Origin of the sequence: Lactobacillus intestinalis (assembly GCF_024397795.1) — a bacterium.
Lineage (GTDB): Bacteria > Bacillota > Bacilli > Lactobacillales > Lactobacillaceae > Lactobacillus > Lactobacillus intestinalis.
Genome location: NZ_CP072983.1, coordinates 358,837 through 379,401, shown reverse-complemented (window position 1 = coordinate 379,401; position 20,565 = coordinate 358,837). Strand labels below are relative to the sequence as shown.

General features: G+C 34.6%; 27 protein-coding genes, 1 other RNA gene, 1 pseudogene and 1 other annotated feature. Of the genes and pseudogenes, 2 read left to right on the top strand and 27 right to left on the bottom strand.

What is annotated here, in order from left to right:
- Positions 1–13 precede the first annotated feature (13 nt).
- Genes KBW87_RS01965 through KBW87_RS01955 form a run of 3 tightly spaced genes read right to left on the bottom strand, consistent with a single transcriptional unit; the run spans position 14 to position 3,167 of the window.
- Positions 14–661, bottom strand: coding sequence for an ABC transporter ATP-binding protein (locus tag KBW87_RS01965; protein ID WP_057809224.1), 648 nt, complete (start codon positions 659–661; stop codon positions 14–16).
- Positions 658–2,853, bottom strand: a complete 2,196-nt coding sequence (locus KBW87_RS01960) for a bacteriocin-associated integral membrane family protein (RefSeq protein ID WP_057809226.1) — start codon at positions 2,851–2,853, stop codon at positions 658–660. Before KBW87_RS01960 ends, KBW87_RS01965 begins: the two co-directional genes overlap by 4 nt.
- 11 nt (positions 2,854–2,864) lie before the next feature.
- Complete coding sequence (locus tag KBW87_RS01955; RefSeq protein WP_057809228.1) at positions 2,865–3,167, bottom strand: hypothetical protein; 303 nt, start codon at positions 3,165–3,167, stop codon at positions 2,865–2,867.
- A gap of 115 nt (positions 3,168–3,282) precedes the next feature.
- On the opposite strand from KBW87_RS01955, the gene KBW87_RS01950 reads away from it, so the two are divergent.
- Positions 3,283–4,149 (top strand): Rgg/GadR/MutR family transcriptional regulator, encoded by an 867-nt coding sequence (locus KBW87_RS01950; RefSeq protein ID WP_057809230.1) that lies wholly within the window; start codon positions 3,283–3,285, stop codon positions 4,147–4,149.
- Between the two features lie 136 nt (positions 4,150–4,285).
- On the opposite strand, the gene tsaD is transcribed toward KBW87_RS01950, so the two are convergent.
- The 21 genes and pseudogenes from tsaD to rplJ form a co-directional block, all read right to left on the bottom strand.
- Positions 4,286–5,335, bottom strand: a complete 1,050-nt coding sequence (gene tsaD, locus KBW87_RS01945; RefSeq protein ID WP_057809232.1) for a tRNA (adenosine(37)-N6)-threonylcarbamoyltransferase complex transferase subunit TsaD — start codon at positions 5,333–5,335, stop codon at positions 4,286–4,288.
- Positions 5,332–5,913 (bottom strand): ribosomal protein S18-alanine N-acetyltransferase, encoded by a 582-nt coding sequence (gene rimI, locus KBW87_RS01940; protein WP_057809233.1) that lies wholly within the window; start codon positions 5,911–5,913, stop codon positions 5,332–5,334. Before rimI ends, tsaD begins: the two co-directional genes overlap by 4 nt.
- On the bottom strand, positions 5,897–6,640 hold the full coding sequence (gene tsaB, locus KBW87_RS01935) for a tRNA (adenosine(37)-N6)-threonylcarbamoyltransferase complex dimerization subunit type 1 TsaB (RefSeq protein WP_057809236.1): 744 nt from the start codon (positions 6,638–6,640) through the stop codon (positions 5,897–5,899). The genes rimI and tsaB overlap by 17 nt, the downstream gene beginning before the upstream one ends.
- Before the next feature lie 24 nt (positions 6,641–6,664).
- Complete coding sequence (locus KBW87_RS01930) at positions 6,665–7,183, bottom strand: folate family ECF transporter S component (protein ID WP_057809237.1); 519 nt, start codon at positions 7,181–7,183, stop codon at positions 6,665–6,667.
- 51 nt (positions 7,184–7,234) lie between these two features.
- Positions 7,235–7,972, bottom strand: coding sequence for an acyl-[acyl-carrier-protein] thioesterase (locus tag KBW87_RS01925; RefSeq protein ID WP_057809239.1), 738 nt, complete (start codon positions 7,970–7,972; stop codon positions 7,235–7,237).
- Between the two features lie 2 nt (positions 7,973–7,974).
- Positions 7,975–8,829, bottom strand: coding sequence for a 16S rRNA (cytidine(1402)-2'-O)-methyltransferase (rsmI, locus tag KBW87_RS01920; protein WP_057809241.1), 855 nt, complete (start codon positions 8,827–8,829; stop codon positions 7,975–7,977).
- A gap of 1 nt (position 8,830) precedes the next feature.
- The gene (gene yabA, locus KBW87_RS01915) at positions 8,831–9,175 is read right to left on the bottom strand and encodes a DNA replication initiation control protein YabA (RefSeq protein ID WP_057809323.1); all 345 of its coding nucleotides are present in this window, start codon (positions 9,173–9,175) and stop codon (positions 8,831–8,833) included.
- 9 nt (positions 9,176–9,184) lie between these two features.
- Positions 9,185–10,042: a DNA polymerase III delta subunit-related protein gene (locus KBW87_RS01910; RefSeq protein ID WP_057809243.1), complete on the bottom strand. Its 858-nt coding sequence runs from the start codon at positions 10,040–10,042 to the stop codon at positions 9,185–9,187.
- Positions 10,042–10,362: a cyclic di-AMP receptor DarA gene (darA, locus tag KBW87_RS01905; RefSeq protein WP_057809245.1), complete on the bottom strand. Its 321-nt coding sequence runs from the start codon at positions 10,360–10,362 to the stop codon at positions 10,042–10,044. Before darA ends, KBW87_RS01910 begins: the two co-directional genes overlap by 1 nt.
- A gap of 10 nt (positions 10,363–10,372) precedes the next feature.
- Positions 10,373–11,011, bottom strand: coding sequence for a dTMP kinase (gene tmk, locus KBW87_RS01900; protein WP_057809247.1), 639 nt, complete (start codon positions 11,009–11,011; stop codon positions 10,373–10,375).
- A gap of 104 nt (positions 11,012–11,115) precedes the next feature.
- A complete protein-coding gene (locus KBW87_RS01895; protein ID WP_057809249.1) occupies positions 11,116–11,349 on the bottom strand; it encodes a YaaL family protein in 234 nt (77 codons plus the stop codon).
- Positions 11,349–11,948 carry a recombination mediator RecR gene (gene recR / locus KBW87_RS01890; RefSeq protein WP_057809251.1) on the bottom strand — a complete coding sequence of 200 codons (600 nt, stop codon included), beginning with the start codon at positions 11,946–11,948 and terminating at the stop codon, positions 11,349–11,351. Before recR ends, KBW87_RS01895 begins: the two co-directional genes overlap by 1 nt.
- Positions 11,949–12,278: a YbaB/EbfC family nucleoid-associated protein gene (locus KBW87_RS01885; RefSeq protein ID WP_057809253.1), complete on the bottom strand. Its 330-nt coding sequence runs from the start codon at positions 12,276–12,278 to the stop codon at positions 11,949–11,951. It abuts the gene before it with no gap.
- Positions 12,279–12,299: 21 nt separating this feature from the next.
- Positions 12,300–14,066: a DNA polymerase III subunit gamma/tau gene (gene dnaX, locus KBW87_RS01880; RefSeq protein ID WP_057809325.1), complete on the bottom strand. Its 1,767-nt coding sequence runs from the start codon at positions 14,064–14,066 to the stop codon at positions 12,300–12,302.
- A gap of 60 nt (positions 14,067–14,126) precedes the next feature.
- An RNA gene (gene ffs / locus KBW87_RS01875) (signal recognition particle sRNA small type) lies at positions 14,127–14,214 on the bottom strand.
- A gap of 48 nt (positions 14,215–14,262) precedes the next feature.
- Positions 14,263–14,751 (bottom strand): tRNA adenosine(34) deaminase TadA, encoded by a 489-nt coding sequence (gene tadA / locus KBW87_RS01870; protein ID WP_057809255.1) that lies wholly within the window; start codon positions 14,749–14,751, stop codon positions 14,263–14,265.
- 95 nt (positions 14,752–14,846) lie between these two features.
- Positions 14,847–15,029, bottom strand: a complete 183-nt coding sequence (locus KBW87_RS01865; protein ID WP_004045491.1) for a hypothetical protein — start codon at positions 15,027–15,029, stop codon at positions 14,847–14,849.
- Positions 15,030–15,157: 128 nt separating this feature from the next.
- Entirely contained in the window at positions 15,158–15,778 is a 621-nt protein-coding gene (locus tag KBW87_RS01860) for a class I SAM-dependent methyltransferase (RefSeq protein ID WP_057809327.1), read from the bottom strand.
- A 15-nt stretch (positions 15,779–15,793) separates the two neighbouring features.
- Positions 15,794–16,624, bottom strand: a pseudogene (locus tag KBW87_RS01855) (ion channel); the annotation flags it as partial.
- Between the two features lie 80 nt (positions 16,625–16,704).
- Positions 16,705–17,067, bottom strand: a complete 363-nt coding sequence (gene rplL / locus KBW87_RS01850) for a 50S ribosomal protein L7/L12 (RefSeq protein WP_004045494.1) — start codon at positions 17,065–17,067, stop codon at positions 16,705–16,707.
- 43 nt (positions 17,068–17,110) lie between these two features.
- Complete coding sequence (rplJ, locus tag KBW87_RS01845) at positions 17,111–17,623, bottom strand: 50S ribosomal protein L10 (RefSeq protein WP_057809257.1); 513 nt, start codon at positions 17,621–17,623, stop codon at positions 17,111–17,113.
- A gap of 68 nt (positions 17,624–17,691) precedes the next feature.
- Positions 17,692–17,813: a sequence feature (ribosomal protein L10 leader region), on the bottom strand.
- 100 nt (positions 17,814–17,913) lie between these two features.
- On the opposite strand from rplJ, the gene KBW87_RS01840 reads away from it, so the two are divergent.
- Positions 17,914–18,297 carry a hypothetical protein gene (locus KBW87_RS01840; protein WP_057809259.1) on the top strand — a complete coding sequence of 128 codons (384 nt, stop codon included), beginning with the start codon at positions 17,914–17,916 and terminating at the stop codon, positions 18,295–18,297.
- A gap of 17 nt (positions 18,298–18,314) precedes the next feature.
- On the opposite strand, the gene phoU is transcribed toward KBW87_RS01840, so the two are convergent.
- From phoU to pstB (KBW87_RS01825), 3 genes are read right to left on the bottom strand one after another with little or no spacing between them, the layout of a single operon-like run.
- Complete coding sequence (gene phoU, locus KBW87_RS01835; RefSeq protein ID WP_057809261.1) at positions 18,315–18,992, bottom strand: phosphate signaling complex protein PhoU; 678 nt, start codon at positions 18,990–18,992, stop codon at positions 18,315–18,317.
- Positions 18,993–19,008: 16 nt separating this feature from the next.
- The gene (pstB, locus tag KBW87_RS01830) at positions 19,009–19,767 is read right to left on the bottom strand and encodes a phosphate ABC transporter ATP-binding protein PstB (protein WP_057809263.1); all 759 of its coding nucleotides are present in this window, start codon (positions 19,765–19,767) and stop codon (positions 19,009–19,011) included.
- A 3-nt stretch (positions 19,768–19,770) separates the two neighbouring features.
- A complete protein-coding gene (gene pstB / locus KBW87_RS01825; protein WP_004045499.1) occupies positions 19,771–20,562 on the bottom strand; it encodes a phosphate ABC transporter ATP-binding protein PstB in 792 nt (263 codons plus the stop codon).
- Positions 20,563–20,565: the final 3 nt, after the last annotated feature.

The following is a 20,565-nucleotide window of genomic DNA, read 5'->3' as shown; positions in this document are numbered from 1 at the left end:
AACAGTTATTAGTTCATAATCTATTCAAATCAAGTATGCGATCAGTTTTCTCAGCTTCTTCCATATTATGCGTAACCATAATAATAGTTTTGTGATAATGATCCCTTAAAAGTTTAATTTGATCAAATGCTTCTTCAGCTCTCGACGGATCAAGGGCACCCGTAGGTTCATCGGCTAACACTAAATTTCCTGGTTTTAAAATACAACGAGCTAAGGCCACTCTTTGTTGTTCCCCTCCAGACAAAGTGTTCACTCGACTATTTTTTAATGGTACTATATCTAAATCTTCCAATACCTTATCAATTTTTTGATTTATAATCCGCGAACTTTCTTTATTAAATTTCACTGCAATTTGTAAATTCTGTAAAACTGTCAAATCACTAATTAGAGCATATGACTGAAAAAGATAATTAATCTTATTTCTACGTAATATGGTAGCTTTTCGACTGTTGATTGAAGGCAATTTTTGATTAGACAAATAAACTTCCCCACTGGTTGGCTTTTCAAGCATCCCTAAAATATTAAGCACAGTTGACTTACCTGCTCCGGATGGACCAACAATTGCCACGAACTCACCCTCATTAATAGTAAAGTTTATCTTATTTAATATAATTCGCTCTCCATATTTTTTAGTTAAGTTTTCTACCTTGATTGCTATCATGATCTATCCCCTTTAAATACTTTCACGATTCGTTTTAGTTTATCGTGTTGTACATAATAATAAAAAATTACGGCTTGAATCACTAAACTCACTAACACTATCAAAATTCCAATTTTACTTTTCTTGAATAACACAAAAATTAGATCAAAAATATTAATACCTAAAACGCTCAGAACTATTTGCCAATAAATTCTTAAGATGGAATAGCCTAAAAATGTCTTAACTGCAATTTTCTCTTTATTAGCTACCTTAAAAATAGTAGCAATAATAATTAAGGCAAAAATTAAGAGGACTAGCAAAATCAAAAAGATGAAATAGAACCATTGAATGGTCTGAAGCAATTGTTTTTGCAATCCATTAATGTATTCCTTAATTGGTAAAAACTCTAGCTTGTTGTCTGCTAAATTATATTTAGACATAAAGTGTGAATTAACATACCGCTTTTGCACTTGTTTATCTTCAAACTTTAAATATCCATCTAGACCACTAGCACTCAAATTACCAATTTCAAAGTAGGTCATGTTTTGCGGAGTAACAATATAAATGATTGGTTTACTAGTCAAAATCGGTTCATTGACCGCTGTATTCCAAGTAAAAAGCTTTCGCGGTTGATAATTATCAAAGCTAAATTTTCGATTTTTCAAAAACTGAGTTGGAATATCGTCGTTGCTTACTCCATTTAAATCTTGATATTGAATATACTTTCTCATTACCTGCGTATTGCGACTTTTAGGTAGAAGATATAAGCGGACACCCCGATATGCACTTGCTAGTTGCTGTTTTGATAACTTAATACCCAATTTTTTAGCATAATTAGGAGATACTTGATAAATCCAGAACGGCTTAGAAAGTTGCGGCGCATGAAGATTAATCCATCTTTGCGAAGTATAATCTGTATGAATGATGTATACTCCAGTCTTCTTACTAATTGCCGAATAAAAATTATACATATCTCTATTAAAGTCCGAATTTGCATCGTACATTTGGGCACCGTCGCTACCAGAATTAGCCTTATTCAAGATTATCATTTTTTCGACTTGTTCCCATTGCTGAGCTTGAATCTGATTATTAACTACAGATTGCATCGGCTTATCTAATGCAATTGAAGTTACTATAATTCCTATGTTCACTCCAAAATAAAGAATGTTAGCAAAAAAGTATAGTATTTTTTCAGGGAATCTATTCTTGATTAAATCAATATTTTTAGAGAAGAAAATCGGGCTGAAAGATATCGTAAGTAGCAGCAAATTTAGAATTACCATTAAAATACTCAACCCAAACACATAATTAAATATTTCACTTAAAAATTCTCCCTTATTGATACTCCAGATTGCACCAATACCAAGTACAAAGGTAAAAATAAATGTAGTCGCAACATAAGGGATAGTTTCGTAAATAAATATTTTTGCTTTTGACCACCCCAATAAAATCAAAGTTCCATATTTTGAGAGTGATCGAATAAAGCAAATTACAAAATAGCAGAATAAAAGCAATAATATGGCAAGATTAAAAACAATTAAAGCAAGTTGCAGTATACCCTTATCTGTTCCAGACCCACTTTTTGCAATTGTCAAATCTTGTTTAGATTTATGGCTAACCTTAGCAAGTCCTTGTAAGAAATTCTGATAATCTTGACCATTAAGATTTCCGATTAGTTGATATTTTCCCGTAATCCCACCATTTTGTTTATTATAATAATTCATCTTCTGAATGGTGACATTGCTGGAAAAGGGAAAACTAGCAATTTTCTTGATTGTATTCACTGAGCCTTGTCCTACTCCTAAAGTTACTTTTTCGTTTTTATCATTAAGAAGTTGAACAACGTCTTGCGTAGTGATGATATCTTGACCAAGATAGTTAAAATTAAGTTTTTTATTTTTAGCTATTCCCCACAAACCAATATTTATTTGCCCATTAGAAACACTATCTGTAGTAAAATTCTTTTTAGCTATTAGAAGATTATATTTTTGTGCACTTATTTCGAGATAATTTTCAATTTGATTAGCTTTATCATTCGCTACATTATTTAGATAAATAGTATGTTGCGTCTGCCTGTCCAAATAGTCTTTCCAGGCATCTGTACATCTATCTCCCAGAATCTGCAAAAATAGTGTGATGATTAATATACTTTGCACTAAAAGTAAAGCGTACCCGAAGATACGAGTACGCCAACTTGAAAACTTTGTTTTCATTCAAAACTTCCTTATTTACAATCCCAATAAGCTTCTACATGACCATTACCAATGAATTTCTTGGCAGAAGCTAATACTCCTGGGCGTTTCCAACCAGAGTTTGTACCATTAACAGTGGCTCTATGAGTAAAGTGACCCGTTTGAACTTCAGAATATCCCCATAAACCACTTGGTGTCCGCCCATAATTCCATTCAACTGCATAACCTTTATAATGGACGGTTTTAGCTAGAGCCGGCGTGGCACTTAAGGCTAATGTAACTGTTAGTGTAGTCAAAGCTGTTAACTTCTTAATCTTTTTATTTAATTTAATCATGAAAATATACTCCTCTTTTTTATCATACTTCCTAGTGAAAGTTATTAATACTTCGGTTCAAGAATTGGTAAAATGTTAAATACCCACTTTAAAAACATGAAAGGTTGTCCTCCTTATGATAAATTCTTTTGGAAAAACATTTAAAAAACTACGTACTGGTCAAAATATAACTTTACAAAAAGCAACAAGCAACATTAATGGGCTTTCTCCTTCCCGTCTCTCCCATTGGGAAAACGAAGGAGGTAATATGCCCTTAGAAAAACTAGATCAACTTCTTTACAATATTCATGTCTTACCTACTGAATTTGCAGAACAGACAGCTCTAAGATTCTCTAATCCATTTGCCTTAAAGTTTAAGCAAGCTTTTAAAGCTAACGATATTCCGAAGCTACGCCAATTAGCTACTCAACAACTGAAAGTTTATGAGCAAACACAAGATGATGCCGATTTCTTCCTTAGCGCACTTGGTTGTAATTTCTATTTTCTAAAAACTAATAAAAATCTATTTTCTCCAAGCGCTAAACAAAAACTAACCTCAATTCTTTTAAAGGCAAAAGTTTGGAATAATTACTATCTTACTGCTTTTGGAAATGCAACTAATTTACTGGATACCAAAACAATTTACAAAATTAGTAATAGAATTATCGCTAATTTTGATCAAATTAAAGCTGATGGCGACACAAATCATCTTTTTGCGCTAGGTGCTCTCTTAAACACAACCACCACGTTGCTCCTTGCTGATCCTCAATTAGCTAAAAAGCTACTTGAAAAAATAAATAAATTAGAAATTCCATCGCTAGATCACTATACTGGCTTATACAAAAAGTTTTTGCAACACTTAATCAATTATCGCTTTACTCATCGTGAGCAGGATCTCAAATTAGCTACCAAAGCTATTGATATTGCAAACTTTATTGATCGACCAGATACAGCTGATGAATTTCAAAATATTCTTTCTCAGGTACTTAGAGTTTCTAAATGATCAACTTTGATTTAGTATACTGACTTTGAAAGTAATTTCTATAAATATTGCGTGAGACGCAAATTTAAATATGTAAACGAAAAAGAAGATTGATCTACACAATGTAAATCAATCTTCTTTTTTTGTTTATTTCACTTTAATTCAACATGCTATTTGCATATGGAAGTTCAAGTGATGGATCTGCATTCAAAGTTAAGTCTGCAAACTTGCCTTCATTATACAAGTTGTAAGCAGCAGCTCCGATCATGGCTGCATTGTCACCGCAGAGCTTAAGATCTGGCAGAATCACCTTTGGTTGTTCATCCTTAGGTAACTTAGCAATTTCTTCACTCATGCGATCACGCAAACCTTGGTTAGCCGCAACTCCACCGCCCATGATGAAAGTCTTAGGCTTGTATTGCTTGATTGCACGAATCGTCTTATGAGCAAGCACATCAATTACCGCAGCTTGGAAACTTGCTGCCAAATCATACTTGTTCAATTCTTGGTGAATTTGATCGGCATGGTGGCAAGTATTGATGAAGGCACTCTTTAAACCTGAGAATGAAAAGTCATAATCATCATCTTCCATCATCGCACGTGGGAAGTTGAAGGTATCTTTTCCTTCATGAGCCCACTTATCAATCGTCTTACCCGCTGGATAATTCACACCAAGCACTCGGCCGATCTTGTCATAAGCTTCACCAGCCGCATCATCGCGAGTATCACCAATAATTTCAAAATGGGTTGGATCTTTCAATAATACAATTTCAGTGTGACCACCAGAAACTTGCAAGGCTAAAGCTGGATATTCAATTTCATCCTTTAATTGAGCTGCCATAATGTGCCCCATGATGTGATCAACCCCAATTAATGGAATTCCAGTTGCCATAGAAGCAGCTTTGGCAGCACTAACTCCAATCAAAAGTGCCCCAACTAAACCTGGTCCATAAGTTACTGCAATAGCATCAATGTCATCCCAAGTAGTACCAGCTTCTTTTAAAGCTTCCTTAGTAATTTGACTAATCACTTCAATATGGTGACGACTAGCAACTTCCGGCACTACCCCACCAAAACGTTGGTGACTCTTAATTTGGGTTGCAACAATTAAACTTTCAATTTCGCGTCCGTTTTTAATGACTGCAGTTGAAGTTTCGTCACATGAACTTTCATAAGCTAAAATTCGAACGTCCTTTTTTTCACTCAAAATGTAAACTTCCTTTTCTTAACTCGATGTGGCTTCAGCCATAACACCATATTTAATGCATCAGTATGAGTATCTTTATAATAATCTTTTCTGATAAATGTAGATTTAAATCCTAACGAACTATACAATTTTTGGGCAATATTATTGTCAATTTTGACTTCTAAACTAACGACTTCGCAATTGGTTTTTCTTGCCCGATTAATCATCCATTGCATCAAGTAGGTACCAATATGCTTATTTTGATACTTTGGCGACACTGCAATATTAGTAATATGAGCCTCACGCGGATTAAAGCGCGCACCAATAAATGCCACTAAATCTGAGGCGTGATAAACGACTAAATAAAGAGAATTTTTTCTTTTTCTTAATTCCGTTTCAAAAGAAAACTTGCTCCATGGAGTATGACCAGAATAAACTTGACGCTCCAAAACAAGCAAATCAGGAATATTTTCATCCCCAGCTTGCATTACCTGTAGAGTAAGTCCTCCAATCGTTGTAATAAACGGAGAAAAACTCATATCAACTTTATTTTCTTCTGGATGAAAGAATTGATTTAATAATTTAAACTTCTTCAACATAATCACTATCTGGCCCAAACGGATTACCAGTCCTCTTATGCCAGTCAACTTCAGCTTGCGTACGACGTAAGTAGCGAGGTAACAGTTTATCTGGATCAACTGGTTCTTCTTCAATTGCAAGTTGACCAATTAATCCAGCGTGAACTATGTTTTGTTCATCAGTACCATAGCTATACTGAATATCGAGTTCCTTAATTAATTCATCTTGTTTTTCAAAGCCATTTCCTACAAAAATGATCTTCTTATAGTCTGAATTTTCAATATAGGCTTTAACATTTTCCAATAAAACATCAATATGATAATGGCCATCTGCAATTACATTAACTGGGATTTGATTTTCATCTAAAACATATCCACCAGCAAAATAATTTTCGTTTCTGGCATCAAGACCTGCAATAATCACGGTGTCGTTATCAGTTACTGATTTTGCCAAAGCTTGAAGAGTTGAGACTCCGACAACTTCTTTATTTAAAATACTGCCGAACATTTTCACAGTAGTAATTCCAATTCTTAAACCAGTGTAAGAACCAGGGCCAATTGCAACTGCAAAACGATCAATATCTTTTAAAGTTAAGTTGTGATCGACCAAAATTTCATTAATTAATGGATCTAAATGTTCACTATGGTTTCTCTCATCGTGTTCATTCTTCTCAACAATTATTTTTTCATTCTCATTCAAAGCTACACTCAAATTACTTGTAGCAGTTGATACACTCAAGATTTTCATCTATCTTCAAATCCTTTTTATTTTCTACTTATACATTTTAACACGAGAAATGGCTTGCAAAACAAAGTAAGTGATTACCATTTGTATCCAAGGAATAATGGTTTCCTTGGGTAATCTTTGAATTAATGCCACCTTAAAATCTACTCCATACAATAAATGAAGCCAAAGGGTATTCATCCCAATGTTTACAATTACTGTAACAAGGATAGTAGCTGCAATTATTCGCCAAATTTTGACTTCTTTATTGTAGAAAAAGAGTCCATAAATAAGTGGTCCAACCATCGCGGTTAAAGTAAACCCAATGAAGAAGCCGCCTTGATTACCAAAAATTGCTGATGATACTAAATCGCTAATTCCACCACCAACACTTCCCCAGATAGGACCAAAAATGTATCCCAACATGACACTTCCAATGAAGCCCAGACCAACTTTCACCATTGCGGGTCCAAAAGAAAATTGAGCTAGGATTACCTTCATCGCAATAATAATTCCTAAAAGGATTAAGTCACGTAATTCTAAATGAACTAAATTTTTTGTCTTCATTTCAATCCCCTTCATTCAACAAAAAAACATGACTTCCGTCATGCTCTCTATTTAATCATTTTTTCGCCAAATAAGCTCGCAAATTGCTTGCTCATTACCCTGCTCATCTTCAATCGCATGATATGACTTGATTTGATCTTCATTTTCAATTTTTATAAGAGAAAGCGGAGTTTCTCCATAGCGTACTTCACGATCAAACTTTAAATCAATCGTTTTTACTACATGATCTTTCAAGAAATCGCGATCAAACATATCAATAAACCAATTAAAGTAATGACCATTAGTTAAATGATGATTTGTGTCTAAATCATCATAACGAACGCGATATTTTCGACTTGAATCATATTCTTTTTGTGCTCTTAAACGTGGAAACCGTGGCATCTTTTTAAGTTCAGGTGCACCAAATCTTTGCATTAATTCTTCATCAGTTGGCACCATTTTTCTATTTTTAATATCAAATAGCACCCATTGACTCTGTGCAGTGACTAAAGCTTCCCCATCGGACGTTGCAATTTCAAAATCACGATATTCAAAAAAGCGATTATAGCCACTTGCTTCAGTACTTAATACCACTTGCTCTTGCGGATGAGGCAAACTCTGAATATCAAAATGATATTGAGTTACTACCCAGCCCAGACCTCTTTTCATCAAATCGTTCGTTCCAGCTGCGCCATTTTCTAATTGATGCTCAGAAACCTGCATTAATAAATCAACCATAGCCGGTAACTTTAAGCGTTGATTTTCATCACATTCACTAAATTCAATTGTATGATTTTCACTATATTTCATTTTTAGTCCTGATGATATTGATCATAAAGTTCATTTTTAGAAACACGATGCTTTTTAGCGACTTGCTTAATGGCATCTTTTTTACTTTTACCTTGGTCAACTAAATCATTAACCAGCTTGATTAATTCCTCCCAAGAAAGTTGCTCAGGAACTTCTGTATTAGGTGAAACTAAAATAACAAATTCTCCCCGAGGAGCGTTGTTATTAAAGTAATCCGTTACTTCTTCCACGCTTCCACGGACAAATTCCTCATGAATCTTAGTTAATTCTCGAGCAGCCACAATTTGTCGATCTGCCGGTAAAACTTCCCCCATCGTCTTCAATGTCTTAGCCAATCTATGGGGTGCTTCATAAAAAATTGAAGTAGCTTGGGCTTTATTCATTTTTTCAAAGAAAACCTTTTGTTCAGAAGCTTTTCTTGGTAAGAAACCATAGTAAGTGAATGGTTGCGCGTCAAAGCCAGACGCAATTAATGCTGTCGCAAAGGCAGAAGGACCTGGAAGAGGTACAACGGGGATATTGTTTTTAATACATTCTTGGACCAAAATGTAGCCGGGATCAGAAATCACTGGCATCCCTGCATCACTGATTTCCGCAATTGTCGCACCCTTTTTCATTAATTCGATTAATTCCGGTGCTCTTTCCTTAGAATTATATTTATGAAAGGAAATCATTTTGTTGTGAACACCAATTTTTTCAAGCAAAATGCCACTAGTTCTGGTATCTTCGGCCGCAATATAATCGGCATCAGTTAAGATCTTTTTGGCTCTAATCGTAATATCTTCCAAATTACCAATCGGAGTGGGTACTAAATATAACTTGCCTCCGTTATCCGCATAACTACTCTGTCTTTGCATTTTATCGATCTCTCTTTACATTCTTTTTTTCGCCAAAATTATCTAAAATATCTAAGCAAAACATACAATCCGAACTTGGATCTCGATGAGAGCCATAGTACATATTACAGATGTGATAGCCAGAATCATAAATTTGCTTCAAAGATTCAAGGCCACTTTGAGTCTTCACAGCAGGCTCATTGTGATTATTCAGTTTATCTAGCTTTTTACGTAGCAGCTGATTTTCTACCTTTAACTCTGTATTTTCCTTGAGTGTCTCCAAAATATCATTTTCCAAGCTCTCAATTGTTTTTGTCATCTTTTCCATAGAATCATGGAGTTGTTGCAATTTTGAATAAGGATCCACTTCTAACACCTACCGTTTCCATTGTAAAGCAACGTAATCTAATAGATTTCGAAAATTAACATTACTATATCGCATTTTATCTATTTCTATTAAACATTTTAGCATTCTTGCTGCTACTAATCGCTTATTGTTTTGATTTAAATCTTTTTCTGCCAGCAATTTCAAATTTATCAAAATATACTTTTGAATGGCAATCGTTTTGGCCTGATCAGCTAAATGATGGGCACTGATTAAAGCTAGACTATTTCTTTCGAGCATTTCTTGATAAAAATACTTGATTGCTTGATCAAGACTTTGAGTATCGCCTAAATCTTTAATCTCTTCAGTAGATAAACCACTATTTAATAAAAGGCTACTCTTACTGTCAGCTTCTTTTTCATCAAAATTAATAGTTTGAACCCGAGATCTTATTGTTGGCAAAATTTGATCACTATTATTAGTAATCAAAACTGTTACCACTGGAGCAATGGGCTCTTCAAGAAGATTGAGCAATCCATTAGCGGCTGAAAGGGTTAGCTTTTCTGCTTTATTAATTAAGAAAAACCTGATAGTACTCTCAACGGGACTTTTAGCAAGTTCTTCTTTTAAAGGTCTAATCTGATCAATTCCAAGAGTTTGCTTTCCCTCAGGTTCTACTAATAAAACATCCGGATGGTTTCCAGAAATAATTTGTTGGCAATTTCTGCATGTTCCGTCAGGCTTATTTTCTCCAGTACAATTAAACAAACACGCTAACCAATAAGCTGTATTCAAAGCCCTCTTCTCATCATTATCAACAAAAAGATAACTATGGGCCAACTTGTTTTTATCATATGCCTTTGCCAAAAGATTAGCGGGTCCGTGACCAATGTTCGAAATATCAATCATTAGAATTGTTTAAACTCATCAACTGGTACAACAAAACAAGTTGCACCCCCAACTGTGATTTTTACAGGTTGACTAATTTCATAACCTGTAGTGACCATACTTGGTTGAGCAAATTCTTCACGTGCCTTTGATTGGCCCTTGATAATGTTCAATACATCTTCAACATGATCATCTTCGGTCCCAATTAAAAATGTAGTATTGCCTTCACTTAAAAATCCACCTGTAGTTGCCAACTTAGTTGCACGCACGTTGTTTTTTACAAATGCTCTTTGCAACTTATTCGAATCTTCTTTTTGAACTATTGCAATAACTAACTTCATTGATTTTCCCCTAAAAAATATCTGGCAATCTTTTCTTAATAATCGCTACACAACTTGTTACTACATCATCCAGACTTTGACTAGCATCAACAACCGCAATTCTATCTGCATAGCGCTTATTTACTTCTTGATAGCCTGCATAAACTTTTTTATGAAAGGCTAATTTCTCTTGTTCTAAACGATCTTCCTGACCTGCTCGTAATTTTTCAATTCGAGCTAATCCAATTTCAGGTTTAACATCTAAGAAAATAGTAAGATCTGGCATGATACCGCCGGTAGCGAAATCATTAATTTCCTTAACTTCATCAATTCCTAAATTCCGTCCTACTCCTTGATAAGCAAGAGAACTATCAATAAAACGATCAGAAATTACAAGTTTACCTTCTTTTAAAGCAGGGTTAATGATTTCCGCCATATGTTGACTTCTTGCCGCGGCATATAAAAGTGCCTCAGTACGATCATCCATTTTCACATTTTTTGGATCAAGAATTATCTGTCTAATACTTTCAGCAATTTTTGAACCTCCAGGTTCTCGCGTCACAAGATATTGTGTCTTAAGAAGTGGCTCAATTTCAGCTAAAACCTTCTTTAAAACCGTACTTTTTCCTGCTCCATCCGGACCTTCAAAACTAACAAAATAACCTTTCATAAAATCCTCCATGTGTCTATTCTACAGAAGTTTATTAGAGATTAACAGCCTTGATAATTTTTAATTTTGAAAAATAAAAAAGGTTCCCTTCAAATGGGAACTTTTTATTGCGTTATGGCATTAGTGATACCACTAAATCTTGTATGCCGATAACGAGCTTCATCGTACAAAAATGTATATTTTGCTCGCAAAATTTTGCTTGCTACCAAATTATCATCAGACATATCTAATGTATTTTGATCTAGCCCGTTTTGGAGAGCAATTTCATTTTGCAGTTTTTCAACTAAAGTAATTAACTTTTGGTCGCCTTGTTCTTTAATTTTATTATGTTTTGACATTATAAAGACGTTCTTCCTTGTACAGCGCGTTTCAATGTAATTGAGTTCGCATATTCAATGTCACTTCCGACAGCAAGTCCGGCTGCAAGACGAGTTACTTTAATACCAGCTGGTTTAATTAACTTGCTGATATACATAGCTGTAGATTCACCTTCGGGAGTAGAATTAAGAGCTAAAATAACTTCTTTGACTTGATCTTGTTTTTGAAGACGAGTAATTAACGATTTAATGTTAATTTCTTCTGGTCCTACTCCATCCATTGGAGACAAGACTCCATGCAAAACGTGGTAAAGACCATTATATTCACCCATATCTTCAAAAGCCATTACATCTTTAGGTTGTTCTACAACCATAATCGTAGTCTGATCACGATCAGAATCCGCACAAATATCACACGGATCCTTTTCTGTGATATTGCCACAAATTGAACATTGATGTAAATTCTCTTTTACTTCTTCAAGTGCCTGAGAAAAATCCTCTACATCTTCTTGTGGCATATCTAAAGTATAAAATGCTAAACGTGTGGCGGTTTTTTCACCAATGCCTGGCAATTTCATATAAGAATCAATCAAATGTGCAATTGGTAATGGATATTGCAATTACATCAAGCCTTTCGTATATTTACCTAAACTTGCTTGGGTAGCCTTATCAATTTGAGATAGTCCTTTGTTTACAGCATCAATGATTAAATCTTGAAGCATATCAGGATCATCTGGATCAATAGCTTCTTTATTAATCTTTAAATCTTTTAATTGACGGTCTCCACTAAAAGTAGCAACCACTAAGTCATCAGCAGATTTTCCAGTAAATTCTTGAGCAGTAATATTTTCTTGTTCTTCTGCCATTTGGGCTTGAAGCTTCTTTGCTTGCTTCATCATTTGTTGCATATTCATGCCACCCATACCACCAAAATTAGGTCTTCTACTCATATTTATTATTCCTCTCTTTGCTTAATCTTTAATATTAACTGTATCACCAAATAAGTCCTTTGCCTTATTAATAATTTCATTATCCTCATTTGGCTGATTATTATCAGTTTCAGCAGCCGCTATTTGCTTTTTCTTTTTAGCTAATAGTTCCTGCTTATGACTATTAACAAATTCTTGTCTAACAGTTAACCAATCATTATCTGGTACTAATACAATACCATAAGAATGCTTAGTAAATCTCTCAATATAGCTTGTTAATTTATTTAATAAATCTCCGTCTGCACTCGCTTTTTCAAACCAGAGTACATACTTACATTTCATGACCACTTCATCAGGACTAGCAGCAACTGGTTCTAAGACATCAAGAACAGCTTTTTCAGATACATCTAATACAGATAATAAATCAGGCCAAATCTCTTTTATAGCTTGTAAATCTTTCTTAGTAGCATTTTCGAGTACACGATAAACTTGTTTCTTATTTTGAGTAGGTTTCTTTTTGACTGTAGCCTTAGTAGGCGCAGTACTCTTTGCTGTCTTTTTAGAATTAGAAGTACTTACATTATTAATATGGAAACTTGACGATGTTGATCTAATCGGTTTAGATGAAAGCTTATTAATCTGCTGAGTTAAATTATCAATTTGCTTTTTTAAAGCAGCAATTTCACCCTCAAGTCTTGAATTATCAACTTCACCCACTTGCTTAGTTGCCGTAGGTTGAAAATTACTTACTTCAACTAAAAATACTTCTAATGGAATTTGTTGTTGATTAGTGTAGCGCAAATCTTTCAAAGCATTATTTGCTAAATTGATTACATTAAAATATTCATCAGCTGAAACATTTTGAATCTTTTCAACAAAATCATCACTGATAAAACTACTCTCATTGACACTCGCAGCTTTTGAAACTGTCAAAGCGGTTGCCGTCATATCAATAATTTCATCTAAAATATTTTTAACGCTAGCTCCTTTATTCAAAGAATCCTTAGCGATATTCAATGATTCTTGAGCATTATGATCAAAGATAGCTAGCAATAGTTTTTCAATATTTTCTTTCTCAGCAAAACCAGTAATTTTAAGAGCATCATCATAGTTGACCTTACTCTTTTCATAACTAAGTAGTTGATCTAAGATACTTAGAGCATCTCGCATCCCACCATCAGCCACTTGAGCAATCACTGCTAACGCTTTTTCATCATATTCAATCTTCTCTTGATCCAGAATATACTTCATCCGTTTTTCAAGATCTGCTTTTGAAATACGTTTAAAATTATATCTTTGCGTTCTTGAAATAATTGTGGCTGGAACTTTTTGCAGTTCTGTAGTTGCTAAAATAAACACCACATGTTCTGGTGGTTCTTCCAAGGTCTTGAGTAACGCATTAAATGCCCCCATAGAAAGCATATGAACTTCATCAATAATATAGACCTTATATTTTCCTTGGGTTGGGGCATATTTTACTTTATCACGAATTTCACGAATTTCGTCGACACCATTATTAGATGCAGCATCGATTTCCATGATATCCGCCATTGAACCATTATCAGCAGCACGACAATTTTCGCATTGATTGCAAGGTTCTCCATTTTGCAGGTTAGTACAATTCAAAGCTTTAGCAAAAATCTTCGCACAAGATGTCTTTCCTGTACCACGTGGTCCTGCAAACAAGAAAGCATGTGAAACTGTACCTCGTTCAATTGCATTCTTTAGTGTGTCTGTAATGGCTTCTTGTCCGATAACACTGTCAAAATTGCGCGGACGCCATTTCCGATATAGTGCTTGATAAGCCATAGTTCTCTTTCCTAAGTAAAAAACTCCTAACTCTTTGAAAGAGTTAAGAGTTTGTAATTTTCTAACAAAAAGGCACATGCTTGAACGACCTTAGTGCTGCTATCTCCCGATCCTGACACAATTCAGAGGTCAAACATTGCCCAATAAGTATGATAACTTATTTTGAAATAATTTTCTACTATTTAATTTAATTTTTCTACTTGTTTTTTGCTTCTTTTTGTTTCTTACGAATTTCTCTAAAAAAATCCTTCAACATTTGACTAGATTTTTCTTGAAAAAGCCCACGAATTACATGAGGATGATGATTAAACTTTTCAACACTAAATAAATCTACCACACTTCCACATGCACCCGCTTTAGGATCCATTGCACCAAAATATACATCCTTGATCCGAGAATTAATAATCGCTCCAGCACACATTGGACACGGTTCTAGCGTTACAAATAAACTACAATCAATTAATCTCCATAGACCAATATTTTTACATGCTTCTCTAATTGCAATCATTTCTGCATGTTGAGTAGCATCTTGATCTAGTTCTCGCCGGTTATATCCCTTCCCAATAACTTTTCCATCAGGATCGACCACAATTGCACCAATTGGTACTTCATCTTGCTTGAGAGCCTTGTTAGCTTCCTCTAAGGCTAATTCCATATACTTCTTTTTATCTTCACTTGAAAACAAATTATTTTCTCCTCAAAAAGTTCTTTTAACTATAGTACCAAAAAAGTGCAAAAAAATATCCTGATTTAGCCCAAATTGGCTAGTCAGGATAATTATTATAAAGTTCCAATGTTACGATTTCTGAAATAGTGATAGAAGAAAATACCCTCAACAATCATATATAAAGCTGTTAAACCTGCAGGAGTGGCAGTTTCATTATCACCTAAGATCCAGCCGATCATAAAAATTCCACCAATAATAAACAATGCGGCCACAATATATTTCATAAGATTTTTCATAGTTATGCCCTCTCATTTCTTCATCTTTAGTATTCGCTTACATTATAGGGCATATACTATTGATTAAGCAATAGTTTTTACAAACTCTAATCTCACTCTCATCAAGGGTTTATCCACTTTTTTCTTATCTATTTTTTAACTGATTTTAAGATATAGTATCCCTTATCACGACCTAAAATTTCGCAGTTACCATAAGTTTCTTTCATCAGCTTACGCGCACTAGGCTCGCCCTGCTTTTTCTGGATTACTACTACCAAAACACCACCTGTTACTAAATGATTAGTTGCACCAGCTAAGATTTCAGAAACCACCTTTTTTCCAGCTCTAATTGGTGGGTTTGTTAATATTAGTCCAAATTTTTTATCAGCTTCAACGCTTTCATAGACATCAGAAGCGTAAATATTAACATTATTAATACGATTTAATGTTGCATTTTTCTTAGCCAAGGCTAATCCACGTTCATTGACATCGATCATATCAACTGTTTGATCTGGCCAAAACTTAGCAGCAAACAATCCAATTGGTCCATATCCTGTTCCTACATCTAAAATGTTGTTCTTAGGAAACTGCAGCCCCGTAATTGCTTTAATTAATACTCCTGAGCCATAATCAACACGCATTTTTGAAAAAACACCTGCATCAGTAGTAAACTTCAAATCAATATCATTCACATGATAGTCAATTACGTGTTCATCATGAGCTGCTTCAGGATTAGTCGCAAAGTACATTTGATTCTTATCTTTTGCCATTTTCCTCATCCTCACCTTTTTTTTCTCAAGCCAATTTTTAAATTCGGTCCACTTTGTCGCATCATGCTTTTGTTGCAAATTTTGAATTTGCTCTTCCATCTTTTTATTTTGCTGAACTAAATTCTTGTTCTGCTCCTCTAAATTATCTAATTTCTTTAAAATTAGACGAATATCATCACTATTCTTGTCACGTTTTGGCCACATCTTCTTTCTAACAAAATAAGCAGTCAAAGAACTAGTTACCATTCCCATTACTGCCACTCCAACTAAAATCATTACTAGGATTACGATTTTTCCAATTAAAGTATGTGGTGAAATCGTCGATGTGGAAATATCTCCATACCCTACCGTACTGGCAGTCGTAATCGCCCACCAAAACGCATCATCCAAAGAAATATGCTCAGTAATTGAAATTGCAATAGAGCCTAGCATGATAAATGTAATACTAAAATAAAACACATATAAAATGCCGTCTGTATGTAAAATGTGGCGTAATTTACCAAACAAGCCTGCTAGTCTTACTAAACGAATAATTCGAAAATATAAGCCAATATTTGCCATATTCATTAACATCATTAGTGATGAAATTACACTAACTGGAATAATTGATAATAAGTCAAAAATATTATTACTAAAAAATTGAATTTTATCTTCTGATTTAAATAAACGATAAAAATAATCAATAGCAAAAATTATCAATATTCCATTGTTAATCCAATACCATTTATTAGTAGGACTGTTGATATTAATAACAGCAGCAAAATCTAAAATTATTAGCGCGATCGATATAACTGCCAAAGTGGCCATTGTCCATTTATATATTTGTTTTTTATGTATAGTAGCCATGAATCTATTTTAAGCAAAAAAATAGGACTCTGCAAAGCAGAGTCCATATTTTATTAAATAGTCGCCCAGTTGGGCAGTAACTATTTAAGGGTTACAGTAGCACCAACTTCTTCAAGCTTAGCCTTGATGTCGTTAGCTTCGTCTTCTGAAACGCCTTCCTTAACGTTCTTAGGAGCACCATCAACAAGGTCCTTTGAGTCCTTAAGGCCAAGACCAGTGATGTCACGAACTGCCTTAATAACCTTAACCTTTTCTTGACCTGGTTCAGTCAATTCAACATCGAATTCTGACTTAGCAGCACCTGCGTCTGCAGCACCTGCAGCAGCAACTGGAGCAGCAGCAGTAACGTCAAATTCTTCTTCAATAGCCTTTACAAGGTCGTTCAATTCAAGAATTGAAGCACCCTTTAATTCTTCAATAATCTTTTCAGTATCTAAAGCCATTTATATATCCTCCGAAAAATTAGAATTTAGATATTAATATAAATTATTCAGCTGATTCTTCATCCTTAGATTCAGCAACAGCCTTAACAGCATAAGCGAAGTCGCGGATTGGAGCTTGCAATACAGAAACAAGCATTGAAAGTAAACCTTCGCGACCTGGAATTGAAGCAAGTTCCTTGATTTCGTCCTTTGAAGTCAACTTGCCTTCAAGCATACCACCCTTGATTTCAATAACATCAAAATCATCTTCGTATTTAGAAACAATACGAGCAGGTTCAGTAATGTCGTCAGCGTTATCAGTGTAGATAACAGCAGTTGGGCCAACAAAAGTATTGTCAAGACCTTCAATACCAGCCTTAGCAGCAGCACGTCTTAAGTAAGTGTTCTTGATAACCTTCATCTTAACGTCGTTATCACGAAGTTCCTTACGCATGTTTGTTACTTCTTCAACAGTCAAACCTAAGTAGTTAATAACTAAGATAGCCTTAGCTGACTTAAGTTCTTCAGCAAAAGCGTTAACGAGCTTTTCCTTTTCAGCAATAGCAGCTTTACTCAATCGAATTCACCTCCATAATTACTTTAATCAAATTTCACATAAGATCAATTTGATTTAATAAATTCTATAAAGGCCTAAAAAAACTCCATGCCGAAAGACATGGAGCATTAAAATCTTCATTATCTTCTGGCCTCGGCGGGATTTTGAGGCGTCATGCCACCCGAGTCTTAGGTAGAATTTACTTTAAATAGTATAGCAAGCTCATCGATAAGATGCAAGCACTATTTACATTTTTTTGCGTAAAAGTTATAGTTAGAATTAATTATTTTGAAAAAAGAAGGGGGCATTTTATGGATAATCAAGAAGTAAAGCAGAGAATTTTAAACAAATTGCGTAATATTGTCTTTTTATTATTAGGAATCACAGTTTTATTCCTTAGTATTGAAAGTATTGCGCAAGCAAAAGGTAATCTTGGGGGAATTTTAGGAAATGTAGTTTGGCTTTTACTAAGTTTAATCGTCTTAGTGCAAGCCGTCATCAGTATCATCCGTGAATTAAAAGAACTGCCGTCAAAGCAAAGACTTTACCAACTTAGTGACTGGGCTATTTTGATTTCAGGGATAATCTTAGGAAATGCAGGTTATTTTGCTAAGCAAAATTCTCTATTACTCATTGGAGTCGTTTTATTTATTGCTGGGTGCATCCCTATCCATGACAAACCAAAAAAGAAGTAGCAATTGCTACTTCTTTTTTAAATGGTCTTTTCTTCAGTTGGATTAACTAATTCATTCAACTCACCTGTGGTCTTATACACGACCCACATTGCCAAATTAACAATATGGTCTCCAATTCGTTCAAGCAACCTAGTAACTACAAAGTAACTCGATGAAGCGACGGCCTTGGATGGATCATTTTCGATTCCATCTACGATTAATTTTCGAGCTTTAACATAAGCTTCATCAATCTTAGTGTCTTTAGCAGCTACTTCTTTAGCCATCTTTTCATCATCTTGAACATAAGCAGTCAAAACTTGAATAAGCATGTGACGCACATCATGAGTCATGGAAGAAATAATTTCTTCCACCTCAGGAATTCGAGGATTCCCTTTTACTCGAATAGTTTCCCATGCAATACTCATCGCATTTTCACCGATTCTTTCCAAATCAGTAGTTGCCTTTAAAATACTAATTACCACCCTAAAGTCAGTTGCAACTGGTTGTTGAAGTGCCATCAATTTTAAAGCCTTTTTTTGAATATCTAAAGACTCTTCTGGAATACGCTCTTCATCATCGACCATTTTTTGAGAAGTTTTTTTGTCATGATCTACAAAGGCTCTGGTAGCATGATCAATAGCATCATTTACGGAGACACCCATTTCCATAAACTGAGTGTTCAATTTCTTTAATTCATCTAAAAATATTTCGTGCATAATTTTACCTCAAAAATTAACCAAAACGACCGTTAAGATAATCACTTGTAATTTGTTTTTTAGGGGCAATAAACATTTCTTCAGTAGCACCAACTTCAATCAAATTACCGTTCATTAAAAAGGCAGTTTGATCTGAAATCCGTCCTGCTTGCTGCAAATTATGAGTAACCATGATAAAAGTAAACTTAGTCTTTAAATCCATCAAAGTTTCTTCGATTTCACTACTTGAAATTGGATCTAGTGCACTTGTTGGCTCATCAAGCAAAACAACTTTAGGACGCACAGCCAAAGCGCGTGCAATACAAATTCTTTGTTGTTGTCCTCCAGAAAAAGCCTGAGCATTTCGATTTAAATTATCTTTAGTTTCTTCCCAAATTGCAGCTTGTTTTAAACTTTCTTCTACTCGCTGATCAATTAATTCCTTATCTTTAATCCCACTTAAGCGCAATCCATAAGCAACATTGTTATAAACAGAAAAAGGAAAGGGAGTTGGTTGCTGAAAAACCATTCCTACATCTTTTCTCAACTCTACCAAATCCATTTTTGGATCGTAAATATTTTTACCTTCAAATAGAATTTCTCCAGTAATGTTGATATTCTCGATATCGTCATTCATACGATTTAAGCAACGCAAAAAAGTGGATTTTCCGCACCCAGATGGTCCAATTAAAGCCGTTAGCTCTTTTTCATGAAATGAAAGATCAATTCCATGTAACGCTTCATAATTTCCGTAGCTCAACTTAACATTTTTAGCTGTAACAATTTCTTTATTCATGCTCTAACCAAAACTTCCTTGAATATAATCTTCCGTCAAACTACCCTTTGGATTAGTAAAAATATTCGCAGTACTATCATACTCTACCACGTGACCTAAATGAAAGAATGCAGTATAGTCACTAATTCTAGAGGCCTGTTGCATGTTGTGAGTAACCATGACCATTGTGTATTCACTTCGCAGTTGTTTAAGAGTATCTTCCAACTTTGAAGTAGAAACTGGATCCAAAGCACTAGCTGGTTCATCTAAAAGCAAAATTTCGGGCTTAACAGCTAAAGCGCGTGCAATACACAAACGTTGTTGTTGTCCTCCAGATAAAGCAAGTGCACTCTTATCAAGTTTATCTTTTACTTCATCCCATAAAGCTGCGGCACGCAAACTTTCTTCAACAATTCGATCCAACTCTTGCTTGTCAGTTTGACCATCTGCTTTTAAAGCATAAATAATATTTTCTCTAATTGATTTTGGAAAAGGATTTGGTCTTTGGAAAACCATCCCAATGCTTTTTCGTAATTCATAAACATTAATATTAGGTTTATTAACATCTAATCCATGAAACATGATTTTACCATTGATGGTAGCCACTTTGTCATTCATCCGGTTCAATGATCTTAAAAAAGTAGACTTGCCTGAGCCTGAGGCTCCAATGAGCGCTGTGATAGTATTCTTCTTAAAGCTCAAACTAGCATCAAATAGCTTTTGAACTTTACCACCATATAAAACACTTAAATTATCTGTAGATAAAGCTACCTCATCTTTTGGAAATGTTTTAACATATGATTCTTTAATATCCATAAA